The 18,737-nt window shown below is 66.3% G+C and carries 17 protein-coding genes and 1 pseudogene; 14 read left to right on the top strand and 4 right to left on the bottom strand.

What is annotated here, in order from left to right; all coding sequences use genetic code 11:
- Positions 1-119: 119 nt before the first annotated feature.
- The 13 genes and pseudogenes from purB to pilH all read left to right on the top strand — a co-directional run bounded on the left by purB (position 120) and on the right by pilH (position 15,036).
- Positions 120-1,487: an adenylosuccinate lyase gene (gene purB, locus ACGHX3_RS08500; protein ID WP_394697097.1), complete on the top strand. Its 1,368-nt coding sequence runs from the start codon at positions 120-122 to the stop codon at positions 1,485-1,487.
- A gap of 24 nt (positions 1,488-1,511) precedes the next feature.
- The gene (locus tag ACGHX3_RS08495; protein WP_394697096.1) at positions 1,512-1,934 is read left to right on the top strand and encodes a VOC family protein; all 423 of its coding nucleotides are present in this window, start codon (positions 1,512-1,514) and stop codon (positions 1,932-1,934) included.
- Entirely contained in the window at positions 1,931-2,596 is a 666-nt protein-coding gene (locus tag ACGHX3_RS08490) for a hypothetical protein (protein ID WP_394697095.1), read from the top strand. The genes ACGHX3_RS08495 and ACGHX3_RS08490 overlap by 4 nt, the downstream gene beginning before the upstream one ends.
- A gap of 34 nt (positions 2,597-2,630) precedes the next feature.
- Complete coding sequence (gene blaPJM / locus ACGHX3_RS08485; protein WP_394697094.1) at positions 2,631-3,533, top strand: PJM family subclass B3 metallo-beta-lactamase; 903 nt, start codon at positions 2,631-2,633, stop codon at positions 3,531-3,533.
- A 72-nt stretch (positions 3,534-3,605) separates the two neighbouring features.
- Positions 3,606-4,850, top strand: a pseudogene (locus ACGHX3_RS08480) (JmjC domain-containing protein); the annotation flags it as partial.
- A 2-nt stretch (positions 4,851-4,852) separates the two neighbouring features.
- Positions 4,853-5,764, top strand: coding sequence for a GNAT family N-acetyltransferase (locus tag ACGHX3_RS08475; protein ID WP_394697093.1), 912 nt, complete (start codon positions 4,853-4,855; stop codon positions 5,762-5,764).
- A gap of 181 nt (positions 5,765-5,945) precedes the next feature.
- Entirely contained in the window at positions 5,946-8,771 is a 2,826-nt protein-coding gene (locus ACGHX3_RS08470; RefSeq protein WP_249720424.1) for a 2-oxoglutarate dehydrogenase E1 component, read from the top strand.
- 45 nt (positions 8,772-8,816) lie between these two features.
- Complete coding sequence (sucB, locus tag ACGHX3_RS08465) at positions 8,817-10,040, top strand: dihydrolipoyllysine-residue succinyltransferase (protein WP_394697092.1); 1,224 nt, start codon at positions 8,817-8,819, stop codon at positions 10,038-10,040.
- 241 nt (positions 10,041-10,281) lie between these two features.
- Positions 10,282-11,718, top strand: coding sequence for a dihydrolipoyl dehydrogenase (gene lpdA, locus ACGHX3_RS08460; RefSeq protein WP_394697091.1), 1,437 nt, complete (start codon positions 10,282-10,284; stop codon positions 11,716-11,718).
- 96 nt (positions 11,719-11,814) lie between these two features.
- Positions 11,815-12,408, top strand: coding sequence for a TIGR00730 family Rossman fold protein (locus ACGHX3_RS08455; protein WP_394697090.1), 594 nt, complete (start codon positions 11,815-11,817; stop codon positions 12,406-12,408).
- Between the two features lie 820 nt (positions 12,409-13,228).
- A complete protein-coding gene (locus ACGHX3_RS08450; protein ID WP_394697089.1) occupies positions 13,229-13,525 on the top strand; it encodes a GIY-YIG nuclease family protein in 297 nt (98 codons plus the stop codon).
- A gap of 20 nt (positions 13,526-13,545) precedes the next feature.
- Positions 13,546-14,541 (top strand): oxidoreductase, encoded by a 996-nt coding sequence (locus ACGHX3_RS08445; protein WP_394697088.1) that lies wholly within the window; start codon positions 13,546-13,548, stop codon positions 14,539-14,541.
- Between the two features lie 102 nt (positions 14,542-14,643).
- The gene (gene pilH / locus ACGHX3_RS08440; RefSeq protein ID WP_055942820.1) at positions 14,644-15,036 is read left to right on the top strand and encodes a twitching motility response regulator PilH; all 393 of its coding nucleotides are present in this window, start codon (positions 14,644-14,646) and stop codon (positions 15,034-15,036) included.
- A gap of 63 nt (positions 15,037-15,099) precedes the next feature.
- On the opposite strand, the gene cfa is transcribed toward pilH, so the two are convergent.
- The 3 genes from cfa to ACGHX3_RS08425 form a co-directional block, all read right to left on the bottom strand.
- Positions 15,100-16,218, bottom strand: coding sequence for a cyclopropane fatty acyl phospholipid synthase (cfa, locus tag ACGHX3_RS08435; protein ID WP_394697087.1), 1,119 nt, complete (start codon positions 16,216-16,218; stop codon positions 15,100-15,102).
- Positions 16,219-16,223: 5 nt separating this feature from the next.
- Complete coding sequence (locus ACGHX3_RS08430) at positions 16,224-17,018, bottom strand: DUF3298 and DUF4163 domain-containing protein (protein WP_394697262.1); 795 nt, start codon at positions 17,016-17,018, stop codon at positions 16,224-16,226.
- A gap of 120 nt (positions 17,019-17,138) precedes the next feature.
- A complete protein-coding gene (locus ACGHX3_RS08425; protein WP_162338682.1) occupies positions 17,139-17,432 on the bottom strand; it encodes a GNAT family N-acetyltransferase in 294 nt (97 codons plus the stop codon).
- A gap of 199 nt (positions 17,433-17,631) precedes the next feature.
- On the opposite strand from ACGHX3_RS08425, the gene ACGHX3_RS08420 reads away from it, so the two are divergent.
- A complete protein-coding gene (locus tag ACGHX3_RS08420) occupies positions 17,632-17,835 on the top strand; it encodes a hypothetical protein (RefSeq protein ID WP_162338683.1) in 204 nt (67 codons plus the stop codon).
- A 146-nt stretch (positions 17,836-17,981) separates the two neighbouring features.
- On the opposite strand, the gene ACGHX3_RS08415 is transcribed toward ACGHX3_RS08420, so the two are convergent.
- Positions 17,982-18,659 (bottom strand): hypothetical protein, encoded by a 678-nt coding sequence (locus tag ACGHX3_RS08415; RefSeq protein WP_394697086.1) that lies wholly within the window; start codon positions 18,657-18,659, stop codon positions 17,982-17,984.
- Positions 18,660-18,737: the final 78 nt, after the last annotated feature.

Here is an 18,737-nt window from a genome sequence, read left to right as displayed (position 1 = left end):
TCACGGCGTGCGCACCGGCACGGGGCCGGTGGCTGGCGGGGGCCACAGGATACGCCAGGCCGGAAGCAGGCCTTCCCGGGGTAAAATGGAACGCTCCCTTTCAGCCGCCCTCGTCCCCCATGTCGGATTCGTCCCTGCTCGCCCTGTCCCCGCTCGATGGCCGCTACGCCGGCAAGGTCGACGCGCTGCGCCCGATCTTCTCCGAGTACGGCCTGATCCGCGCCCGCGTGAAGGTCGAGGTGGAGTGGCTGCTGGCGCTGGCCGCCGAGCCAGGCATCAGCGAACTGCCCGCCTTCTCCGCCGCCCAGCAGGCCAAGCTGCGCGCCCTGGCGAACGGCTTCAGCGTGGCGAATGCCGCTCGCGTGAAGGAGATCGAGCGCACCACCAACCATGACGTCAAGGCGGTGGAATACTTCATCAAGGAGCAGCTGAAGGACGACGCCGAACTCGCGCCGGCACTGGAGTTCGTCCACTTCGCCTGCACCAGCGAGGACATCAACAACCTGTCCTACGGTCTGATGCTGGAACAGGCGCGCCGCGAGGTGCTGCTGCCGACGCTGGACGGTGTGGCCGCCACGCTGCGCGCACTGGCGCACGCGCAGGCCGCGCAGCCGATGCTGTCGCGCACGCACGGCCAGACCGCGTCGCCGACCACGCTGGGCAAGGAGATCGCGAACGTCGTCGCGCGCATCGAGCGCCAGCGTACGCAGATCGCCGCGGTGGAGCTGACCGGCAAGATCAACGGCGCGGTCGGCAACTACAACGCGCATGTCGCCAGCTATCCGGATGTCGACTGGCCGGCGTTCGCGCAACGCTTCGTCGAAGGCCTGGGCCTGGTCTTCAACCCGTACACCACGCAGATCGAACCGCACGACAACGTCGCCGAGATCGGCGACGCCGCGCGCCGCGCCAACACGGTCCTGATCGACCTGGCCCGCGACATCTGGGGCTACATCTCGCTGGGCTACTTCAAGCAGCGCCTGAAGGAAGGCGAAGTCGGTTCGTCGACGATGCCGCACAAGGTCAATCCGATCGATTTCGAGAACGCGGAGGGCAACTTCGGCATCGCCAACGCGCTGTTCGAGCATTTCAGCGCCAAGCTGCCGATCAGCCGCTGGCAGCGCGACCTCACCGACTCCACGGTGCTGCGCGCGCTCGGCACCGCGTTCGGCCACACCCAGGTCGCGCTGGACTCGCTGGCCAAGGGCCTGGGCAAGCTGGAAGTGAACCCGCAGCGCCTCGACGCCGATCTCGACGCCGCCTGGGAAGTGCTGGCCGAAGCCGTGCAGACCGTCATGCGCCGCCATGGCCTGCCGAATCCTTACGAGCAACTGAAGGCGCTGACGCGCGGCCAGGGCATCACGGCCGACTCGATGCGCGCCTTCATCGAATCGCTCGACCTGCCGGCCGACGACAAGCAGCGTCTGCGCGACATGGCGCCGGGCCGCTACACGGGTCTCGCTGAGCGGCTCGCACGCACCATCTGACGCGCGGGATACAAAGGAACGGCGATGCACCTGCTGATCAACATCGACGTTCCCGACCTGCCCGCCGCGGAAGCGCTGTATACGCAGGCCTTCGGGCTGAGTGCCGGGCGTCGCTTCGGCGACGGTGGTGTGGAATTGCTCGGTGCGCAGGCGCCGATCTACCTCCTGCAGAACGCCGCCGGCTCCATCGCCGCCGCCGACATGCCCCGCGACTACACCCGCCACTGGACGCCCGTGCACCTGGACGTGGTGGTGGATTCCCTTGAGCCTGCCCTCGACCGCGCCCTGCGGGCCGGGCTGATGCAGGAAACCGATATCCGCGAAGCGAACTGGGGCCGCATCGTGCGCCTGGCCGATCCCTGGGGTCATGGCTGGTGCCTGCTGCAGTTCGTCAATCGCGGCTACGACGGGATCGCCACATGCAGTGGCGAGCGCGGGTGCGAATGACGACCAACGAGACCAATAAGCAAGCGCGAAGATCTCTGCGCCAGGCGGTCCAAGTTCTTGTGATTATGATTTTTGTATTTCTCCTGTCCGCAGTGTTTCTAGGGAAAGGAGCGATAACCTTCGGCCTGCTAGCGCTCACGCTCGCGGTTGGTTGGTATGTTGTTATAGCTAAGCGGGAACTAACTGAACCAGTTGATAGACATAGACGTCGCGAGATTCGCGATTTTTCGGGTTTGGATATCAAGACTTCCGTCAGCGGACTTGGCTCACTTTTCCTGGATGAAGACTCGGAGCTATGGATTGGGCATCCGCTGGTAGATCATCCGGAAGTTGAAGTTTGTTTGTTTGCCGAGTGGCAGGGAGACGAGGTGCAGCAGCTGGCTCCCGAACTTCGGCAAGCCGCGTCGCTTATCGTTAGTAGCTATGACGAGTTCGAGTCGAAGGTCTCGTCGTTCTTGCAGGATGAAGTCGATGCAAGGCCTGAGATCGTCCGGCACGCGGCTGAGGCCGCCGGCCTGACCATTTCTAGGTTGAGTTTCCTGTGGCGAGAGCGACCTGACGACCTTGTCGTCCATCTTGCAGGAGGCACGGGTGGTCGATATTGGATGTGTGAGTGGTCCAAGGGCCAGCCAGTGGCTGGCTCCTTGGGCTTCGATACTTGAGCAAGTTGGCTCTTTCAAAGATGAAATGGACTTGATGATGCGCCCCCTCCTGTTCTGCGGCATGTTTGCCCTCGCGCTCCCGCTCGCTGTACTCGCCACCGATGCCTCTGCCGCCAAGGCCTGTGCGGACGACGCCGACTGGAACGATCCTGCCACGCCACTGAAGGTCTACGGCAACACCTGGTACGTCGGCACGTGCGGCATCAGCGCCTTGCTGGTGACCTCCGATGAAGGCCACATCCTGGTCGACGCCGCCACGCCGCAGGCCGGCCCGCAGATCCTCGCCAATATCCGCGCCCTCGGCTTCAAGCCGGAGGACGTGCGTGCCATCGTGTTCTCGCACGAGCACTTCGACCATGCCGGCAGCCTGGCCGAGTTGCAGCAGGCCACGGGCGCGCCGGTGTATGCGCGTTCCCCTGCCGTTGCCACGCTCAAGCGCGGCGCCAGCGATCGCAGCGATCCGCAGCATGAGGTACTCGATCCGTTCGCGCCGGTCCAGCAGGTGGTCGTACTCGACGACGACGGCGTGGTGCGTGTCGGTCCGCTCGCCCTGCAGGTCGTTTCCACGCCGGGACACACGCCCGGCGGCACCAGTTGGACCTGGCGCTCGTGCGAGGGCGACGACTGCCGGCAGATGGTCTACGCCGACAGCCTGACCGCGATCTCCGACGACGTGTACCGCTACAGTGACGACGCGGCGCATCCCGGCTACGTGGCGGCGTTCCGCGAGACGCTGGCGCGGGTCGCGGCGCTCGAGTGCGATATCCTGGTGACGCCACATCCGTCGGCCAGCCAACTCTGGTCCCGCATCGGTCCCCGCGCCGACCGCCCGCTGGTTGACAGCAGCGCCTGCCGCACCTATGCACGGACCGCGACGCAGCGGCTGGACAAGCGGCTCGCGGACGAAGCGTCGAAGCCCCCCGTGCCTGCGCCTTGATCGGACGCAATGACGACCGTCGCCCTGCGGTGAATGCTGCCGCCCTTCCTTTCTGCTGAAAGCCTCCCCCCGATGAACACCACATCCTCCCGTCGCCCCAAGCACCTGCCCTTCGAGGTGGACGCCACGCAGCAACAGCCACTCGGCATGCCGGCCGAGCGTTTCCTGCGCGATTACTGGCACAAGCGCCCGCTGCTGATCCGCAACGCGTTCCCGGACTTCGAGACACCGGTGCAACCGGAGGACCTCGCCGGCCTGGCCTGCGAAGAGGGCGTGCTGGCGCGCATGATCAGCCTGGACAAGGCGAGCGGCGTCTGGGACGTGCGCACGGGCCCGTTCCAGGAGGAGGACTTCCCCGGCCTGCCCGACCACGACTGGACCCTGCTGGTGCAGGACGTGGACAAGTGGGATGCCGATGTCCGCCAGTTGCTCGAACAGTTCCGCTTCCTGCCGCGCTGGCGCGTCGATGACATCATGATCAGCTTCGCCGCCACGGGCGGTTCGGTGGGTGCGCACGTCGACCACTACGACGTGTTCCTGTTGCAGGCGCAGGGCGAGCGGCGCTGGATGATCGATGCCAGCGTCGCGATGGGGAAGCCGGCACCGGACCTGGCCTTCCAGGACGACGTGGCGATCAAGCTGCTGCGCCGCTTCGACCCGACCCACGAATGGGTGCTGTCGCCGGGCGACATGCTGTACCTGCCGCCGCTGGTCCCGCACCACGGTGTCGCCGAGAATCCGTGCCTGACGTTCTCGGTCGGCATGCGTGCGCCGTCGTCGGCCGAACTGATCGGCGACTACCTGGATACGCTGATCGCCGATGCGGACGACGCGATCCGTTACCACGACGAAGACCTCACCGCGCCGCAGGACCCCAACGAGATCGACGCCCGCGCGATGGAGCGCGTGGTCGAAGCCTTGAACGCGCTGCGCATGAACGATCCGGACCTGGTCGGCGACTGGTTCGGCCGCTTCATCACCACCTACCGTGCCGCCGGCGATGTCATGCCGGCGCCGGATGCGCCGTCGCGCATCGAGATGGAATGGGACCTGCAGCGGGGCGCGCAGCTGCTGCGCCATCCGTTCTCGCGCGTCGCCTGGCGTCGGCGGCGCAAGGGCGCAACCCTGTTCTGCAATGGCGTGGACTACGCCTTGCCGGTCAAGGAAGCCCAGCAGCTCGCGGCCCTGGAAGGCCTGGACGGCGCCGCCTACGCCGCGCTCAGCGAGGCCGGCCGCGATGCGGTGATGGCACTGGCGGCGCAGGGCCACTACCAGCTGGCCCTGCCCGGCGACGACCAGGAAGGCGAGGACGAGGACGCATGAGCGCCACGCGCGACTACCACGTCGACGCCATCGACTACGCCACCGATGCGGGCGCGGTCCACCAGGTACGCGACGTGGTGTTCGTGCAGGAACAGCAGGTGCCGCGCGAGCTGGAGCGCGACGCGCTGGACCCGCTCAGCCACCACGTGGTGGCCCGTGATGCCTCGGGTGCCCCGATCGGGACGGCGCGGCTGACGCCCGAGCACCGGATCGGCCGCATGGCCGTGTTGTCGGCCTGGCGCGGCCGTGGCGTTGGCGATGCCCTGCTGGTCGCCTTGCTGGACGAAGCCCGCCGGCGCCAATGGCCCGACGTGTCGCTGCATGCCCAGGTCGCCGCCGAGGCGTTCTACGCCCGGCATGGCTTCCTGCCGGAGGGCGAGCGTTTCATCGAGGCCGGCATCGAACACCAGGCCATGCGGCGCGTGCTGGCCGGACCGGGCAGCATCGCCCACCGCGCCGAGGCCGTGGCCATCACCACGGCCGTCATCGCGCAGGCCCGTCGCGCATTGGTGGTCTACAGCCGGGCGCTCGACCCCGGCCTGTGGGACGCGCCCGCCGTCGTCGACGCCCTGCGCCGCTTCGCCACGCGCCAGACGGGCGCGCAGGTCCAGCTGTTGCTGCAGGACGCCGCCACCCCGCAGCGGGCGCTGGCACCCCTGATCGGTCTGGGCCAGCGCTTGCCCAGCGTGTTCGCCTTCCGCGAAGTGCAGGACCCCGTGGACCTGCCCTACACCGCCGCCTTCGTCGCCAACGACGACCACGGCTACTACTTCCGGCCGCTTGGCCACCGCTTCGACGGCGAAGCGGGACTGTCGCACGCGGGCCGCGCGCGCCAGCTGCGCGAGGAGTTCTCGCAGATGTGGGAACGTGCGCGGCCGGTCAGCGAGTACCGCGCACTCGGTATCTGAACACCCCCGCCTCCTTGCGTGGCGCATCGCCCCCGCGGGCCGGCATCCTGCGTCTTTAGTCCAATCCGGTTACGCCCGCTTCCCGGCATGGGGGTATAATTTCCGGGTTTTCGTCCATGTCCGTGGGACATCGCACGACATGGACCGCAAGCGCCCCTCGACTACCCCACCGAATCCCATCGTGGACAATCTCCTGAAGCAGTTCGCGCAATCCTCGCAGCTCAACGGAGGCAACGCCTCCTACGTCGAAGACCTGTACGAGCAGTACCTCGTCGCCCCGGACAGCGTGGGCCCCAAGTGGAAGGCCTACTTCGACGGATTCAAGGGCCGCGAGGCCGGTGATGTCCCGCACTCGGTGGTCATCCAGCAGGTCGCCGATGCCGCCCGCCAGGCCGGCAAGGGCGTGGTCGCGACCGGTGGCGGCGACGAGCGCGAGCGCAATGTGGGCCGGCTCATCACCGCCTACCGTTCGCGGGGCCACCTCGGTGCACAGATCGACCCGCTGGGCCTGACCCCGCCGGTCAATCCGCCGGACCTGGACCTGTCCTTCCACGACCTGTCCGATCGCGACCTCGACAGCGAGTTCAGCACCGGCAACGTCGGCGGCAACTCGCGCATGAAGCTGCGCGACCTGCTGGCCCGCCTGAAGGCGACCTATACCGGTCCCATCGGCGTCGAATTCATGCACATCTCCGAGGTCGAGCAGCGCCAGTGGCTCTACCAGCGCCTGGAGACCGCCGGCGGCCAGTTCGGCCTGTCCGACGACGCCAAGCGCCGCACGCTCGAGCGCCTCACCGCCGCCGAAGGCCTGGAGCGCTACCTGCACACCAAGTACGTCGGCCAGAAGCGCTTCTCGCTGGAAGGCGGCGATGCGCTGATCCCGCTGATGGACACCATGATCCGCAGCGCCGGCGAAGGCGGGGTCAAGGACATCGTGATCGGCATGGCCCACCGCGGCCGACTGAACGTGCTGGTCAACACGCTGGGCAAGAGCCCGCGCAAGCTGTTCGACGAGTTCGAGGGCAAGTTCGAGCACGACAACGACCTGGCGCACGCCGGCGACGTGAAGTACCACATGGGCTTCTCCGCCGACATCGCGACGCCGGGCGGCCCGGTGCACCTGGCGCTGGCCTTCAACCCGTCGCACCTGGAGATCGTCGACCCGGTCGTGGCCGGCAGCGTGCGCTCGCGCCAGGAGCGCCGCAACGACGCCGCCCGCCAGAACGTGCTGCCGATCATCATGCATGGCGACGCCGCGTTCGCCGGCCAGGGCGTGGTGATGGAGCTGTTCCAGATGTCGCAGGCGCGCGGGTTCGCCGTCGGCGGCACGCTGCATGTCGTCATCAACAACCAGATCGGCTTCACCACCAGCAACAAGGAAGACGCGCGCTCCACGCTGTACTGCACCGACGTCGCCAAGATGGTCGGCGCCCCGGTGTTCCATGTGAACGGCGACGATCCGGAAGCGGTGGTGTTCGTGGCGAAGCTGGCGTACGACTTCCGCCAGCAGTTCAAGAAGGACGTGGTGATCGACCTGGTCTGCTACCGCCGCCACGGCCACAACGAGGCCGACGAGCCCGCTGCCACGCAGCCGGTGATGTACCAGACCATCCGCAAGCACGCGACCACGCGCGAGATGTACGCCGCCAAGCTGGAAGGCGCCGGCGTCATCCCGGCCGAAGGCGGCAAGGCGCTGGCCGATGCGTACCGCAACAAGCTGGATTCGGGCGAATACACCACCGAACTCGCCAAGCAGAAGGGCGACGAGCTGGCCATCGACTGGTCCAAATACCTGTCCGGCAAGCTCAGCGACCCGGTCGACACCCGGGTCAAGCGCAAGGCGCTGGACGCGCTGGCCAAGATCATCACCACCATCCCGGCCGGCGTCGTGCTGCATCCGCGCGTGGCGAAGATCTACGAGGACCGCGTGAAGATGGCGGCGGGCGAACAGCCGGCAGACTGGGGCTTCGCCGAGAACCTCGCCTACGCGACGCTGCTGTCGGAAGGAAACGGCCTGCGCCTGGTCGGCCAGGACGCCGGTCGCGGTACGTTCTTCCACCGCCACGCGATCCTGCACGACCAGAAGACCGACAGCTATTACCTGCCGCTGCGCCAGCTGGTCGAACAGCCGGAGCAGGCGACCATCATCGACTCGCTGCTCAGCGAGGAAGCGGTGATGGCGTTCGAATACGGCTTCTCGACCACCGATCCCAACACGCTGTGCATCTGGGAAGCGCAGTTCGGCGACTTCGCCAACGGCGCGCAGGTGGTGATCGACCAGTTCATCGCCGCCGGCGAAGCCAAGTGGGGCCGCATCAGTGGGCTGACGCTGCTGCTGCCGCACGGCTACGAAGGCCAGGGTCCGGAGCACAGCTCCGCGCGCCTGGAACGCTTCCTGCAGCTGTGCGCGCTGGAGAACATGCTGGTCTGCGTGCCGACCACGCCCGCGCAGGCCTACCACATGCTGCGCCGGCAGATGCGCATGACCACCCGCAAGCCGCTGGTGGTGATGACGCCGAAGTCGCTGCTGCGCCACAAGCTGGCGGTGTCCACGCTGGACGAGCTGGCCAACGGCGAGTTCCAGCACCTGATCCCCGACGCCACCGCCGACGCCAAGAAGGTCAAGCGCGTCGTCGTCTGCTCCGGCAAGGTCTACTACGACCTGCTGGAAGACGCGCAGAAGCGTGGCCAGGACGACGTCGCCATCCTGCGCGTGGAACAGCTGTACCCGTTCCCGCGCGAACAGCTGGCCGCCGAGCTCAAGCGCTACAACAAGGCCACCGAGGTGGTCTGGTGCCAGGAAGAGCCGCAGAACCAGGGTGCGTGGTACCAGATCAAGCACCACCTGCAGGCCTGCCTGTCCGACAAGCAGACACTCGACTATGCGGGTCGCCCGCGTTCGCCCTCGCCCGCCGCCGGCCATTTCGCCGAGCACGTCGAGGAACAGCTGAAGCTGGTCGCGGACGCACTGGTCAACAAGCTCGGCAGCGGCAACGTCGCCGAATAAGCCCTTCCCATTTCATCGCACAACACCACCAGGACGTCCCATCCCATGGCCACTGAAGTCAAAGTTCCGGTTCTTCCCGAGTCAGTTTCCGACGCCACCATCGCCGTCTGGCACAAGAAGGTGGGCGACGCGGTCAAGCGCGACGAGAACCTGATGGACCTGGAAACCGACAAGGTCGTGCTGGAAGTGCCCTCGCCCGTCGACGGCGTGCTGAAGGAAATCAAGTTCAAGGAAGGCGACACGGTAACCAGCCAGCAGTTGCTGGCGATCATCGAGGAAGGCGCCGCAGCCGCTGCGCCGGCGCCCGCCGCGGAAGAGAAGAAGCCCGCCGCTGGTGCGCAGGAAGTGCAGCCGAAGGCCGAGGCCGCCAAGGCTGACGCCGCTGCGCCGTCCAGCACCAAGCCCGCGCCGGCCGGCACCGATGCGCTGCCGCCGGGCGCGCGCTTCACCGCCGTCACCCAGGGCATCGACCCGGCGAACGTGGAAGGCACCGGCCGTCGCGGCGCGGTGACCAAGGAAGACCTGGTCAACTACGCCAGCGGCAAGACCGCCGGCGTCAGCGGTGGCGCGCGTCCGGAAGAGCGCGTGCCGATGACCCGCATCCGCACGCGCATCGCCGAGCGCCTGATGCAGTCCAAGAACTCCATCGCCATGCTGACCTCGTTCAACGAAGTCAACCTGGCCAAGGTCATGGAGATGCGCAAGGAGCTGCAGGACGACTTCGTGAAGGCCAACGGCATCAAGCTCGGCTTCATGAGCTTCTTCGCCAAGGCCGCCGCCAACGCGCTGCAGCGCCACCCGATCGTCAACGCCTCGGTCGACGGCAACGACATCATCTACCACGGCTATTCCGACATCTCGATCGCCGTCTCCACCGAGAAGGGCCTGGTCACGCCGGTGCTGCGCAATGTCGAGCGCATGGGCTTCGGCGACATCGAGAAGGGCATCGCCGAGTACGCCAAGAAGGCGCGCGACGGCAAGCTGGGCCTGGAAGACCTGCAGGGCGGCACCTTCACCATCACCAACGGCGGCACCTTCGGTTCGCTGATGTCCACGCCGATCGTCAACCCGCCGCAGAGCGCCATCCTGGGTATGCACGCCATCAAGGACCGCGCCATCGTCGAGAACGGCCAGGTCGTCGCCGCGCCGATGATGTACATCGCGCTGTCCTACGACCACCGCATCATCGACGGCAAGGATGCAGTGCTGTTCCTGGTCGACATCAAGAACCAGCTGGAAAACCCGCACCGCATGCTGCTGGGCATGTGATGCGCTTGAGCCCCTCTCCCTGCGGGAGAGGGGTTGGGGGCGCCCCATCAGCAGCTTGGCGCCCGTGAAGATGAACGAGCCGCAGCGAGTTGTAGAGACGAACTAACGGCTGTTCATTTCCTCCACTCGCTGTGGCTCGTTCATCACTGCGGCTTACGGATAAGCGACTGCGGCACACCCTCATCCGGCGCTTCGCGCCACCTTCTCCCGGCGGGAGAAGGGACATGCAAAGGACTTCCAAATGGCTGAACAATTCGACGTCGTCGTCATCGGTGCCGGCCCCGCCGGCTACCACGCCGCCATCCGCGCCGCGCAGCTGGGCATGAAGGTCGCCTGCATCGACGCCGCGCTGGGCAAGGACGGCAAGCCCGCGCTCGGCGGCACCTGCCTGCGCGTCGGCTGCATCCCGTCCAAGGCGCTGCTGGATTCCTCGCACCAGTACCACAACCTGACCCACCAGTTCGAACAGCACGGCATCAGCGTCAAGGACGCGAAGATCGACGTCGGCACCATGGTCGGCCGCAAGGACGCCATCGTGAAGCAGTTCACCGGCGGCATCGCGCAGCTGTTCAAGGCCAACAAGGTCACGGCGTACTACGGCTTCGGCCAGTTGCAGCCGGGCAACCTCGTCAAGGTCAAGCAGCACGACGGCAGCGAGGTCGAGCTGAAGGGCACCAACATCATCATCGCCGCTGGTTCGGATTCCATCGAACTGCCGTTCGCCAAGTTCGACAACGAGTACATCGTCGACAACGTCGGCGCGCTGGACTTCACCGAAGTTCCCAAGCGCCTGGCGGTGATCGGTGCGGGCGTGATCGGTCTTGAGCTGGGCAGCGTGTGGAACCGCCTCGGCGCGGAGGTCACCATCCTCGAAGCCCTGCCCGATTTCCTCGCCGTCGCCGACAGCGAAGTGTCGAAGGTCGCCGCGCGCGAGTTCAAGAAGCAGGGCCTCGACATCCGCCTTGGCGCCAAGGTGTCGAAGACCGAGGTCACCGGCAAGGGCAAGAAGAAGGAAGTCGTGGTCACCTACAGCGACGCCGAAGGCGAGAAGACGCTGACGGTAGACAAGCTGCTGGTCGCCGTGGGCCGCCGCGCCGCGAGCAAGGGCTTGCTGGCCGACGGCACCGGGGTGAAGCTCAACGAACGCGGCCAGGTGGAAGTGGATGCGCACTGCCACACCGGCGTCGATGGCGTCTGGGCGATCGGCGATTGCGTGCGCGGGCCGATGCTGGCGCACAAGGGCTTCGAGGAAGGCATCGCGGTCGCCGAGCTGATCGCCGGCCTGCCGGGCCATGTCAACTTCGACACCATTCCGTGGGTCATCTACACCTCGCCCGAGATCGCCTGGGTCGGCAAGACCGAGCAGCAGCTCAAGGCCGAAGGCGTGGCCTACAAGGCCGGCTCCTTCCCGTTCGCCGCGGTGGGCCGCGCCGTGGCCATGGCGGAGCCGACCGGCTTCGTGAAGGTCATCGCCGACGCCGAAACCGATCGCGTGCTGGGCATGCACCTGGTCGGCGCCAACGTGTCCGAGCTGGTGCACGAAGGCGTGCTCACCATGGAGTTCAAGGGCTCCGCGGACGATTTGGCCCGCATCTGCCACGCGCACCCGTCGCTGTCCGAAGCGGTGCACGATGCGGCGATGGCCGTTCACAAGCGCGCGATCCACAAGCCCAACTGAGGCCCGCACGGCGGCGATGTCGCCGTCGTGATCCGCATGCGCCAGGCGATGCCTGGCGTTTTGCGTTTCAGACAACAGGCAACACAGGACATCGACATGAAGAGCATCTGCGTCTACTGCGGCTCCAACGCCGGCAACAAGCCCGCCTACACCGAGCGCGCCATCGCGCTGGGTGACCGAATCGCGAAGGAAGGCATGCAACTGGTTTACGGCGGCGGCAACGTCGGCCTGATGGGCGTCGTGGCCGACGCGGTGCTGGCAGCGGGCGGCGAGGTGATCGGCGTGATTCCCGAGCAACTGGTCAACTGGGAAGTCGCGCACAAGGGTGTGACGAAGCTGGAAGTCGTCGCCAACATGCACGAGCGCAAGAAGCGCATGTTCGACCTGTCCGACGCTTTCGTCGCCCTGCCCGGCGGCTTCGGCACGCTGGACGAGATGTTCGAGATGCTGACCTGGCGCCAGCTCGGCATCGGCGACAAGCCCTGCGCGTTCCTCGATGTGGAAGGCTTCTACACGCCGCTGATGGGCATGATCGACCGCATGGTCGAGGAGCGCTTCCTGCATCCCGAACAACGCGCCGACCTGTGGCACGGCGACGATATCGACGCCATGATTGTGTGGATGCGCGCCTATTCGCCGGCGCAGGCGGACAAGTGGATGGACGAGAAGCGGCGGAAGTCGTTGCGGTGAGCGCCGTGTCCCGGCGAACGCTGGGGCGGACCCATCTGCATTTTCTTCAACGTTTCGGCACGCAAAGACAATGGATTCCAGCTTGCGCTGGAATGACGGCGATTGGCGACTGCGTAATCCAGTCGACACCGCCCCCGCCCGTCGTCCCAGCGAACGCTGGGACCCATCTGCACTGCTCCAAACGTTTCGGCACGCATAGACAATGGATTCCAGCTTGCGCTGGAATGACGGCGATTGGCGACCGCGCACTCTAGTCGATGCCACCTCCACCCGTCGTCCCAGCGAACGCTGGGACCCATCTGCACTTGCTCCAAACGTTTCGGCACGCATAGACAATGGATTCCAGCTTGCGCTGGAATGACGGCGATTGGCGACTGCGCACGCGCACTCCAGTCGATGCCGCCCCCACCCGTCGTCCCGGCGAACGCTGGGACCCATCTGCACTTGCTCCAAACGTTTCGGCACGCAAAGACAATGGATTCCAGCTTGCGCTGGAATGACGGCGATTGGCGACCGCGTACTCCAGTCGATGCCACCTCCACCCGTCGTCCCAGCGAACGCTGGGACCCATCCGCACTTGCTCCAAACGTTTCGGCGCGCACAGACAATGGATTCCAGCTTGCGCTGGAATGACGGGGATCAACGACCACATGGTTCAGTCCTTGCCACCTCCACCCGTCGTCCCAGCGAACGCTGGGACCCATCTGCACTTGCTCCAAACGTTTCGTCACGCACAGACAATGGATTCCTGCCTTCGCTGGAATGACGGGGATCGGCTTATAGTCGTGCCATGCGCACGAGATAGGCCAAGGACATCTTCATGCCGCGGGAACGGATTCCCTGTGTCTACATCCTGGCAAGTCACCCCAGAGGCACGCTTTACATCGGCGTGACCTCCAACCTGCCGGCGCGTATCTGGCAGCATCGGAACGACCAGGCCGACGGATTCACGCGCCGATACGGCGTCCATACTTTGGTCTGGTATGAAGTCCATGAGCAGCTGGAATCTGCGATCCTGCGTGAAAAGGCGCTCAAGGCGTGGAAGCGGCTCTGGAAGATCCAACTCGTCGAAGATGCGAACCCAGCCTGGCGGGACCTGTATCCCGACATTACTTGAATGAAAGAGGTACGCCGACCATGACCCTCCCCACCACCTTCAACGCCTTCCGCATCCACAACGACGACGCCGGTTACCGCAGCGGCATCGAAACCATCGCGCTCGACGCACTCAATCCCGGCGAGGTCGTCATCAAGACGGCCTACTCGTCGGTCAACTACAAGGACGCGCTCGCCGGCACCGGCGAAGGCAAGATCCTGCGCCGCTTCCCCCTGGTCGGCGGCATCGACGTGGCGGGCCATGTGGTGGCTTCCACCGACGCTGCTTTCAAGGAAGGCGATGCGGTGCTGGTCACCGGCTCCGGCCTGAGCGAAACGCGCGACGGTGGTTATGCCGAGTACGCGCGGCTCGATGCGAAGTGGGTCATTCCCCTGCCCGCCGGGCTGAGCCTGCGCGAAAGCATGATCATCGGCACGGCGGGCTTCACCGCCGCGCTCGCGCTGTACCGCATGCGCGACAACCGGCAGACGCCGGACCTCGGCCCGCTCGCCGTCACCGGCGCCACCGGTGGCGTCGGCTCGCTGGCGGTCGACATCTTCAGCAAGGCGGGCTTCGAAGTGCATGCGATCAGCGGCAAGCCCGGGAACACGGACTACCTGAAATCCATCGGTGCGAGCGACGTGCTCGGCCGCGATGCGCTGGCGACCACGCGCCCGATGGAGTCCTCCCGCTTCGGCGGCGGTCTCGACAACGTCGGTGGTCCGATGCTGGCCAGCCTGCTGGCGCAGACCATGCCCTACGGCAATGTGGCCAGCGCCGGGCTCGCCGCTACGGCCGACCTGCCCATAACTGTGATGCCCTTCATAATTCGGGGCGTGTCCCTGCTCGGCGTCGCTTCCGCAGGTACCGCACGCGATATCCGCGAACAGGTCTGGCAGCATCTGTCCAGCGACTGGAAGCCGCGGCACCTGGACTCGATCTGCACGCGCGAAACCACGCTGGACGGGCTTCCCGAGGTGTTCCGCACCATGCTGGACGGACGCTCGTTCGGCCGCACGCTGGTGCGAATGGGATGAACGGCGGCGGCGGTACGACGGACGTCGTCCGTTGGACGCCCAGCCCATTGTGTTGTCACCGACAACGTCTAAAATCGATGCCGGGGAACACTGGGGATATCCATGGCAAAGATTCTGATCGTCGACGATTCGCCGTCGCAACTGCTGGGCATCCAGCGCATCGTCGAGAAACTGGGGCACGAATCCATCACTGCCGAGGACGGCGCCGCGGGCGTGGAAGTCGCCAAGCGCGAGCTGCCGGACATGGTGCTGATGGACGTGGTGATGCCGAACCTCAACGGGTTCCAGGCCACCCGCACGCTGAGCCGCGAGGCCACCACCAAGCACATCCCGGTGATCCTGGTGACCACCAAGGACCAGGACACGGACCGCATGTGGGGCCTGCGCCAGGGCGCCAAGGCCTACCTGACCAAGCCGTTCTCCGAAGACGAACTGGCCGAAGTGATCGAGCGCATCTTCAACGCGCGCGAACTGCCCTCAGCGCCGTCGGCCTGACATTGGCAAACACGTGTCGATGAAGAGCAGGCTCCGGCCTGCTCTTTTGGTTTATGGGTCCGCTCAGCGCGGCGCCACGTAGCCGCCCGGCACGCCGTTCGGCGACAGTACCAGCTGCCACAGCTGCGACCGGCGACTGCGGAACGTGGCCATCGAGGCCGCCAGGTAGAACCGCCACATCCGCCGGAAGCGCTCGTCGTAGCGCGACCCCAACGCACCCCATGCCGATTCGACGTTGCTGCGCCAGGCCTGCAGCGTACGGTCGTAGTCTGCGCCGAAGTTGTGCCAGTCCTCCAGCACGAACCGCCCCTCGATCGCCTGCGCGATCTGCGCCGCCGAGGGCAACATCGAGTTGGGAAAGATGTAGCGCGCGATCCAGGGATCGGTCCGCTGCACCGAACGACTGCTGCCGATGGTATGCAGCAGGAAAAGGCCGTCCGCTGGCAGGCAACGGCGTACGACGTCGAAGTAGCCGACGTAGTTCTTGACGCCCACGTGCTCGAACATGCCGAGCGAGAACGCCGCATCGAACGGTTCGCCCAGTGCGCGATAGTCCTGCAGACGGATCTCGACCGGCAGGCCCGCGCACAGCTGGCGCGCGTAGTCGGCCTGTTCGCGGGAAATGGTGATGCCGACGCCGCTGACGCCATAGCGTTCGGCAGCGAACTTCAGCGCTTCACCCCAGCCACAGCCGATGTCGAGCACCCGCATTCCAGGCCGCAGCAGGAGCTTGCGGCAGACCAGGTCGAGCTTGGCTTCCTGTGCCGTGTCGAGGTCGGCGGCGCCGCGCCAGTAGCCACAGCTGTAGACCAGCCGGCGGCCCAGCATGGCGGCGTAGAGGTCGTTGCCGAGGTCGTAGTGGCGTCGCCCGACGTCGCCGCTGCGCCGTGGCGACTGCAGGTTGGTCAGCCGGGCACGCAACGCATCGAAGATCTCGCCGGCGCCATGCACGCGCTCGTCCACGCGCGCCGCGAGCAGGTGGAACAGCAGGCCGTCGAGCGAGGCCGCATCCCACCAGCCGTCCATGTAGCTCTCGCCCAGGCCCAGCGAACCCTGCCCCAGCACGCGGGCATGGAAGCGCGGATCGTGAACCTGGATGTCCCAGGGACGGTTTCCGCCGCTCCGCACATCCGCTTCGGCCAACAGGTCTGCGATCCTGCGCTCGAAGCGGGCGTGCGGCATGGCGGTCAGCGGGCGAACAGCTCCGCGTACGCCGGGGCGACGTGCGGCAGCAGCAGGGCCGCGGGCACGTCGACCGTCTGCGTGCCGTCGGCATACGGGCCCACCTGGTACGGCGGGAACACGAAACGCAATGCGGTGACGTGGCCTGACGAATCCAGCACCGGCACGAACTCGCTGAAGTTGCCGGCCTCCGGCTCGGTGCCTTCGTCGATCATGCGGAACGTGCTCTTGATCAGCGCGGCGCGATCGGTCGGTTCCAGTTCGTCCTCGTCGGCCCGGTTCACCACGGCGGTGTGCAGCTGCTCGCGTACGTAGTCGCTGATGGCCTGCCATCCCTTCGGATCGGGGATCAGCGCGTCGGCGGTCAGGCGTGCGTCCTGTTGCGGCAACCAGACGAAGCGTGCGATCAGCGGCTGGCCGTGCGCGCCGCCCGTGTAGCGGCTGCCATCGGCGGCGACCGCCACGATCTTCGGCGTGTCCACCACCTGCTCGAACGCCAGCGACAGTTCATAGGGGGCGGTCGGCTTGTCGTTGCCGAAGGCCTCGACCGCCTCCATCAGTTCGGCCCGCTGGGCTTCGGTGTACGCGGACAGCGCCTTGGCCAGGCCGGGATACCGGTTGATCGTCGCCGGATAGCTGATGCCCACGACGTAGCGGTCGTTGGTCTCGATGATGTCCTTCAGCTCGACCGGGGCGTCGACCGTTCCCGCAGGTGCGGTCACGGGGGGCTGGGGCTCGCCCGCGGCCGTGGGTGGGCTGGCGGATTCGCGTTTGCAGGCGCCGAGCGCGAGCACCGTCATGAGGACGAGGCCAGCCTGGCGGATGGAATGGCGGGGTTTGTGGGGGGATGACACGTTCGGGCTCCTTCCGCGTGTGATGGCCGTCATTCTAGGCCGCGTCACCGCGGTCCTCCATCACGATCAAGCAACGATCAGATCGGCGTACTCGGGATGCCGCTGGACGTAGGCCGCGGAGTAGGAACAGGCCGGTACCACCCGCCAGCCCTGCGCGCGCGCGTGATCCAGCGCGGCCCTCACCAGCGCGGCGGCGACGCCCCGCCCGCCGATCGCCTCCGGCACGCCGGTGTGGTCGATGACCATGCGGCCGTCCCGCAGCGAATACAGGAGCTCGGCGTCATGACCGTCGAGACGGGTGGAAAAGCGGCGGGCCGCCGCATCGTGATGGAGGTCGAAGGAAGCGAGGTCGTCCGTCATGGCGGCACCGTGGTAGGGGACACCCCGACAGTGTGACGCAATGCCCGGCTGGCGACGTGGCAGAACTGGACGCAGCGCGTCACATTCACGCTTGTGAAAGGGAGACTGAGCACGACAGAGCGTGACCGGGATCGCAAATCGAAAGTTGGCACGATTGCTGCGTGATACGGGCCATAGACCTGCATCCCGGAGTTCCGCCATGAGCCTGATCGACGCACTGCCCGATGTCTCCAGCGCCAGCGACTTCACCCTGCTGGAAGGCCTGTACCAGCTCACCGTCACCGGCCACACCGACGCGTGGGAATTCGAGAAACTCAACAACGCGGTGTACGAGCGCCTGATGTCGACCTATTCCGGCAGCGAGACCGCCGGCGTGCACGCCGTGCACTCGTTGATGGACTGATCCACCCGCAAGACGCCTACCGGGCGCTCCGGCGCGGCGCAGGGGTCCGCCTTCGGGTGCGACTGCCGCGCCGGAGTCCCGTCCCACCTGCACGCACGGTGCAGGCAGAACGAAACCCCTCGCTTCATCGACACGAACGGCGCGCTTCACTCGCCGCGATGATCGCGCTTGCCCTGGTTGCGCCGGTCCTGCGTGCCCGAACTGCCCTGGATCGCCTTCATGCGGGTTTCGGCCGCATGCAATTCATTCGCCTTGGCCGCCGCTTCCGACGACACGAAGCCGGTGCCAGGGGCGACGCCGTGACCTTCATGATCAAGCTGCTGCCAGGGTGCCGGTTGGCGATCGTGTTCGTGCTTCTGTTCCAGCAACGTGCGCGCGTTCGCCAATGCCTGCGCCGGTGTGATTTTTCGCGGAGCGCGTTTGCGCGGTGCGGCCTTCTTCGCTGGCGCCTTACGCGCCGTCGTGCGCTTTGCGACGGCCTTCTTCGCCACCGGTCGCTTGGTGGCTGCCTTCTTTGCAACCTTCTTTGCCACCTTCCTGGTCGCCGTCTTGGCGGTGGCTTTCTTCACAACCGCCTTGCGCGCCGTTTTCTTGGCGACCTTGCGGGCCGTCGTCTTCTTCGTGGCCTTCTTGACGGTCTTGCCTGATGCGGCCTTCTTGACTGCCTTCTTCGCTACGCGCTTGCTGGCCGCTTTCTTCGCGGGTCTCTTCACCGCCTTGCGGGCCGTGCTCTTTCCGGCCACCGTCTTCTTTACGGCTTTCTTGACCGCTTTCTTCGTGGCCTTCTTGACTGCCTTCTTGGCTGCTGCCTTGCGGGTCGCCATGCGCTCCTCCACGGTTGGGACACGCCACCGGGATAGCACGGCCCACCTTCAATGCAGGTGAGCAAAGGCGCAATGGCG

Origin of the sequence: Pseudoxanthomonas japonensis (genome assembly GCF_043632995.1) — a bacterium.
Classification (GTDB): Bacteria; Pseudomonadota; Gammaproteobacteria; order Xanthomonadales; family Xanthomonadaceae; genus Pseudoxanthomonas_A; species Pseudoxanthomonas_A japonensis.
Note: the sequence above shows the minus strand (reverse complement) of the source record. Positions and strands in the feature narration are given on the sequence as shown.